Genomic DNA, 5958 nt, shown 5'->3' on the forward strand with positions numbered 1-5958 from the left:
GCAGGTTGCGGATGCGCTTGCCGGTGGCCTGCGCCAGGGCGTTGGCCAGGGCCGGCGCGGTCGGCGGCACGCCAGGTTCGCCCACCCCGGTCGGCGCCTCGGCGGACGGCACAATGTGCACCTCCACCACCGGCATCTCGTTCATCCGCAGCACCTGGAAGTCATGGAAGTTGGACTGCTCCACTACGCCTTCCTTGAGGGTGATGGCGCTGTGCAGGGCCATCGCCAGGCCAAAGCCGATACCGCCTTCCATCTGTGCGCGAATCACGTCAGGGTTGATCGCCAGGCCGCAATCCACCGCGCACACCACGCGGTCGACCTTGAAGCTCTTGTCGGCCTTCACCGTGACCTCCACCACCTGCGCGACGAAGCTGCCGAAGGATTCGTGCACGGCGATCCCGCGGCCGCGCTTCTCGCCTTCCCCGCCGGCCTTGAGCGGCTCCTTCCAGCCCGCCTGCTGCGCCGCCAGGTCGAGCACGCCCAAATGCCGGGGATGCGCCTGCAGCAGCGCGCGACGGAACTCGTAGGGATCCTTGCCGGCGGCCACCGCGGCTTCGTCGATCAGGGTCTCGGTGGAGTACGCCGTGTGCGTATGGCCCACCGAGCGCCACCACTGGGTCGGCACCTTGATCTCCGGCGCCAGGGTCTGCTCGACGTGCAGGTTGGGCACCGCGTACGGCAGGTCCGCCGCGCCCTCCACCGCCACCTTGTCGATGCCGTCCTTGACCATCACCTTCTCGAAGGGCGTGCCGACGATAAATGACTGCCCGACCAGGTGCTGCTCCCAGCCCACCAGATTGCCCTGGGCGTCCAGCGCCAGCCGCGCGGTGTGCAGGAAGGCCGGGCGATAGTAGCCGCCGCGGGTGTCGTCCTCGCGGGTCCAGACCATCTTCACCGGCCCCTTGTGGCCGTGCTCGCGGGCTGCCTTGGCGATCGACACCGCTTCCAGCACGTAGTCCGACTGCGGGTTGGCGCGGCGGCCGAAGCTGCCGCCGGCGTACAGCTGGGTGATCGAGACCTTCTCCGGGGCAATGCCGAGCAACTGGCCGACGGCCATCTGGTCACCGGTCTGCCACTGCTCGCCGTTCCAGATCTCGCAGGCGCCGTCGGACAGCTTGACCACGCAGTTCAGCGGCTCCATCGAGGCATGGGCCAGGTAGGGGAACTGGTATTCGGCCTCGATCAGCTTGGCCGGCTTATCCAGCGCCTTGGCGATGTCGCCGTCGTTGCGCGCCACCACGCCGGGCTTGGCCGCGAGTTCCTTGTACCTGGCGAAGATTTCGGCGCTGCCCAGGCGGAAGGCGTCGGTCTCGTCCCACTCCACCTGCAGGGCGTCACGCCCCTGGCGCGCGGCCCAGGTGTTCTTCGCCAATACGGCGACACCGGCGAAGCGCGCCGAACTGCCTGGATACTGCACCACCGCCACCACACCGGGCACAGCCTTGGCCTTGCTGTCGTCTACCTTCTTCGGCACGCCGCCGAAGCGCGGCGGGTGCGCCACCACCGCCACCAGCATGTCCGGCAGGTGCACGTCCTGGGTGAAGCGCGCCTTGCCGTCGGTCTTGTCCTGGCTGTCCTTGCGCGGCAGCTTGAGTTGGCCGATCAGCTTGAAGTCCTTGGCCTCCTTGAGCTTCACCTCCGCCGGCACCGGCTGCTTCGCCGCCGCCTCGGCCAACTGGCCGAAACCGGCCTTGCGCCCGGAGGCCTTGTGCTCGACCACCCCGTCGTGCACCTCGATCTGCTCCGCCGGCACCTTCCACCGCTGCGCCGCGGCGGCCACCAGCATGGCCCGCGCCGTGGCGCCGGCCTTGCGCATCTGCTCGAAGGAGTTGGCCATGGCGCTGCTGCCGCCGGTGCCCTGCAGGGTGCCGAAGGCCAGGTTGGCGTAGCGCTTGGCGTCGGCCGGGGCGCCCTCGACCTGGACCTTGCTCCAGTCGGCGTCCAGCTCCTCGGCCACCAGGGTGGCCAGGCCGGTGTAGCTGCCCTGCCCCATTTCCACGTGCTTGGCGATCACCGTCACCGTGCCGTCGGGGGCGATGCGCACGAAGGCGTTGGGCTCGAAGGCCTTGGCCGCGGCGGCCTCGGGGTCGCCGAAGCGGCCCAGCAGGGGCGCGAAGTAGACGCCCAGGGCCAGGCCGCCGGCGCCGCGCAGGAAATGCCGGCGGCTGACGTTGTGGATGCCATGGCCGGCGTCTTCGGCGGCCACCTCTTGTTGCTGCAGGTCTGCCATCTCGCGCCTCCTCAGGCCAGGGTCTGCGCGGCTTCGTGGATCGCCGCGCGAATGCGTACATAGGTGGCGCAGCGGCAGATGTTGCCGCTCATGGCCGCGTCTATGTCGGCGTCCGAGGGTTGCTTGTTGCCGGCCAGCAGCGCGGTGGCGGACATGATCTGCCCCGACTGGCAGTAGCCGCACTGCACCACGTCGAGCTTGCGCCAGGCCTCCTGCACCGCCTTGCCGGCGGCCTGCTCGGCCACCGCCTCGATGGTGGTGACCTGCTTGCCGGCCACCGCCGCCAGGGGCGTGACGCAGGAGCGCGTGGGCTGGCCGTCGACGTGCACGGTGCAGGCGCCGCACAGCGCCATGCCGCAGCCGTACTTGGTACCGGTGAGCAAGGCGACGTCGCGCAGCGCCCACAGCAGGGGCATTTCCCCGGGCGCGTCGAATTCGTGGTCCTTGCCGTTGAGTTTCAGCTTGATCATCAGGCGCTCACCTCTTTCACGGGTGATGGAAATACCCGGAACCGGACGGCTCCGAGGGGAATGGATTCAGCCTAGGCGCTCGCCCGGCCGCTTGCCCTGACGATACGGGAAAAGCCCGCCGGATGGCTTGCCCGGTCCTGCGCAGGCTTGCCTGATTCTGCCGGCGGTGCGCCCCAGCCATGTCATTCCTGCCGGTCTCCCCACGCCGAGGTGTTCCTGCGAAAAGCGGGGGATGCAGAAACGCGGAAGCCACTCCGGGGAGTGGCTTCTCGTGCTGCGCGGGCGGATCAGTCGGTGACTTTCATCACCACCCGGCCACCGCTGGGGCAGGTTTCCATGTAGACGCTCGCCTCGCGGAACTGGGCGAAGTCGAACACCTTGTCGATGCTCGGCTTGAGCAACTGGTCGGCGGTCATCTGGTTGATCGCCTGCAGCGCGCGCTGCACCGCCTCGTCGTTGCGGGCCAGGCCGATCTCCGGCTGGCCGGTGAAGTCCAGCACGCAGTGCCGGTAGAACTGCAGGTGCTTCTTGAACGCGGCGCAGGCCGGGAAGGTCGCGTCGTTGCCACCGTTGATGCCGTAGAGGATCAGCTTGCCGCGCGGCGCGGCGACGTCGCCCAGCAACTTCATCTGCGGCCCGGCGCACTGGTCAAGGACCACTTCCACACCCTTGCCGTCGGTGAAGCGCTCCACTTCCAGCACCAGGTCCTGTTCCTCGGTGTAGATCACCTTGTCGGCGCCCAGGCTGCGAATGAACTCGCGGGTGTTCTCGTGGCTGGTGGTGGCGATGACCTTGGCGCCGAGCGCCTTGGCCAGTTGGATCGACTGCGGCGCCAGGCAGTGCCCGGCCTCGGTGATCAGCACGTGCTGGCCGGGTTGCAGCCTGGCCAGTTCGACCAGGGCGAAATAGGCGTACAGCAGGCCGGTGTAGTGCACCGCGGCCTCTACCGGGCTGAGGTTGTCCGGGTAGCGGGTCAGCGAGGTACGTGGCATCAGCACCACATCGCCCCAGGCCGGATACTGGTTGGGCGAATCGGCCGGGAAGCTGGCCACGGCCATGCCCGGTGCCAGGTCGCGGACATTGCTGCCCACGGCCTCCACCACGCCGGCCAGCTCGTAGCCGATGCCGGCCGGGAGCTTGGCCTGGTCGGGCGCCAGGTTCTGCCGCCAGAGCACGTCGCGCCAGCTTACGCCCAGCGCCTGGGTGCGGATCAGGACTTCATCCGGCCCCGGGGTCGGGGTCGGCATTTCCTCGAGCTTGAGAACCGAGGCATCACCGAACTGGTGGAAACGGATCATGCGGGACATCACATACCTCGCCGTTGATGCTTTATAGCCACGGACTCTATCCGGGCTTTCTTGTGCTTGCTACCCACCGCTATCGATAGTCGACATAAATGCCGATGATTCCGCAGGCATATCAATCGCGTAGGCCGGAGCACCAACTGGCGCTCGAAAAATACGGCTGCGCTGAAAGGGAAGGATAACGGCTGTCAGGCGTCTTGCTAAGGACGAATTCGGAAAATCATCAAGGACTTAACTGTAAGAACTTGACGACAGACGCGCCGCACTTCACTTTTCCCTCCATCGCCAGGGAGCCTCCATGAATCGCAACGACCTCCGCAAGGTTGACCTCAACCTGTTGATCGTGTTCGAAACGCTGATGCACGAACGCAGCGTGACCCGCGCGGCCGAGAAGCTGTTCCTTGGCCAGCCGGCGATCAGCGCGGCCCTGGCGCGCCTGCGCACCCTGTTCGACGACCCGCTGTTCGTCCGCACCGGGCGCAGCATGGAGCCCACCGCGCGGGCCCAGGAGATCTTCGGCCACCTGTCGCCGGCGCTGGACTCCATCTCCACCGCGCTGAGCCGCGCCGCCGACTTCGACCCGGCCACCAGCAAGGCGGTGTTCCGCATCGGCCTGTCCGACGACGTGGAGTTCGGCCTGCTGCCGGCGCTGTTGCGGCGCCTGCGCTCCGAGGCGCCGGGCATCGTCCTGGTGGTGCGTCGCGCCAACTACCTGCTGATGCCGCAGCTGCTGGCCTCCGGCGAGATTTCCGTGGGCGTCAGCTACACCGACGAGTTGCCGGCCAACGCCAAGCGCAAGACCCTGCGCCGCAGCAAATGGAAGGTGCTGCGCGCCGACTCGATTCCCGGCGCCCTGAGCCTCGACGACTACTGCACGCGGCCGCACGCCATGGTGTCCTACGCCGGCGACCTCGACGGCTTCGTCGATGAGCAGCTGGCGACCCTGGAGCGCAAGCGCCAGGTGGTGCTGGCGGTGCCGCAGTTCAACGGCCTCGGCGCCCTGCTCGCCGGCACCGACCTGATCGCCACCGTCCCCGACTACGCCGCCCTGGCACTGACCTCGGCCGGCGGCCTGCGCGCCGACGAGCCACCGTTCTCGCCGCGCCCCGCCGAGCTGTCGATGGTCTGGCGCGGTGCCCAGGACAACGACCCGGCCGAACGCTGGCTGCGCTCGCGCATCAGCATGTTCGTCGGCGACCCCGACAGCCTGGTCTGACCCTCACCGCCACGGATCGACGGCATTCGGCGCGCCGGGGCATTTGGGTTTAGAATGACGCGCAGCATGTCATTCCCAGGAGCCCGCCCATGCGCTACCCCGAAGAACACAAGGCGCAGACCCGCCAACGCATCATCGACGAAGCCGCGCGGCGCTTCCGCAGCGAAGGCGTGGAGGCCACCGGCCTGCAGACCCTGATGAAGGCGCTGGGCCTGACCCACGGTGGCTTCTACGCGCACTTCAAGTCCAAGGACGAACTGGTGGAGATCGCCCTGCAGGCGGCCGCCGAGCAGCTCACCGAGGTGGCCGACAAGACCTTCGACGCCCCCGACGCGCTGCGCCGCTTCATCGACAACTACCTGTCCGAAGGCCACCGCGACCATCCCGAGCGCGGCTGCCCGTTCCCGACCCTGAGCGCCGAGCTGGGCGCACGCGGCAAGCCCAGCCCGACCACCGACCAGGCCTTGCACCAGCGCCTGGGGCGCCTGGAGAAGGCCCTGCCCGAAGGCCACGATCCGGACCAGGCGGTGGCGACCCTGGCCACCGTGGTCGGCGCCCTGCTGCTGTCGCGCAGCGTGGCGGATACCCAGCTGTCCGACCGAATCCTCGACAGCACCCGGCGCTACCTCAAGCGCGACCTGGGCCTCGAAGACTGACCGTAGGCGCACGCACGCTCATCGTAGGGCGAATGACCGTTCGCGGTTATCCGCCGACGGGAGGTATCGGCGGATAACGCCT

5 protein-coding genes are annotated in these 5958 nt (G+C 68.2%); 2 read left to right on the forward strand and 3 right to left on the reverse strand.

Going from position 1 to position 5958, the window contains the following annotated elements; all coding sequences use genetic code 11:
- The 3 genes from P3W75_RS18125 to P3W75_RS18135 all read right to left on the reverse strand — a co-directional run.
- On the reverse strand, positions 1-2230 hold a 2230-nt coding region (locus P3W75_RS18125; protein WP_276228699.1), incomplete at its 3' end, for a xanthine dehydrogenase family protein molybdopterin-binding subunit.
- An 11-nt stretch (positions 2231-2241) separates the two neighbouring features.
- Positions 2242-2700 carry a (2Fe-2S)-binding protein gene (locus tag P3W75_RS18130; RefSeq protein WP_276228700.1) on the reverse strand — a complete coding sequence of 153 codons (459 nt, stop codon included), beginning with the start codon at positions 2698-2700 and terminating at the stop codon, positions 2242-2244.
- A 287-nt stretch (positions 2701-2987) separates the two neighbouring features.
- Positions 2988-4007, reverse strand: a complete 1020-nt coding sequence (locus tag P3W75_RS18135) for a zinc-dependent alcohol dehydrogenase family protein (protein ID WP_276228701.1) — start codon at positions 4005-4007, stop codon at positions 2988-2990.
- Positions 4008-4302: 295 nt separating this feature from the next.
- On the opposite strand from P3W75_RS18135, the gene P3W75_RS18140 reads away from it, so the two are divergent.
- Entirely contained in the window at positions 4303-5220 is a 918-nt protein-coding gene (locus P3W75_RS18140) for a LysR family transcriptional regulator (RefSeq protein ID WP_276228702.1), read from the forward strand.
- Between the two features lie 89 nt (positions 5221-5309).
- Positions 5310-5876, forward strand: coding sequence for a TetR/AcrR family transcriptional regulator (locus P3W75_RS18145; RefSeq protein ID WP_276228703.1), 567 nt, complete (start codon positions 5310-5312; stop codon positions 5874-5876).
- Positions 5877-5958: the final 82 nt, after the last annotated feature.

This window comes from Pseudomonas citronellolis, from assembly GCF_029335315.1.
In the GTDB taxonomy this organism is placed as follows: domain Bacteria; phylum Pseudomonadota; class Gammaproteobacteria; order Pseudomonadales; family Pseudomonadaceae; genus Pseudomonas; species Pseudomonas citronellolis_A.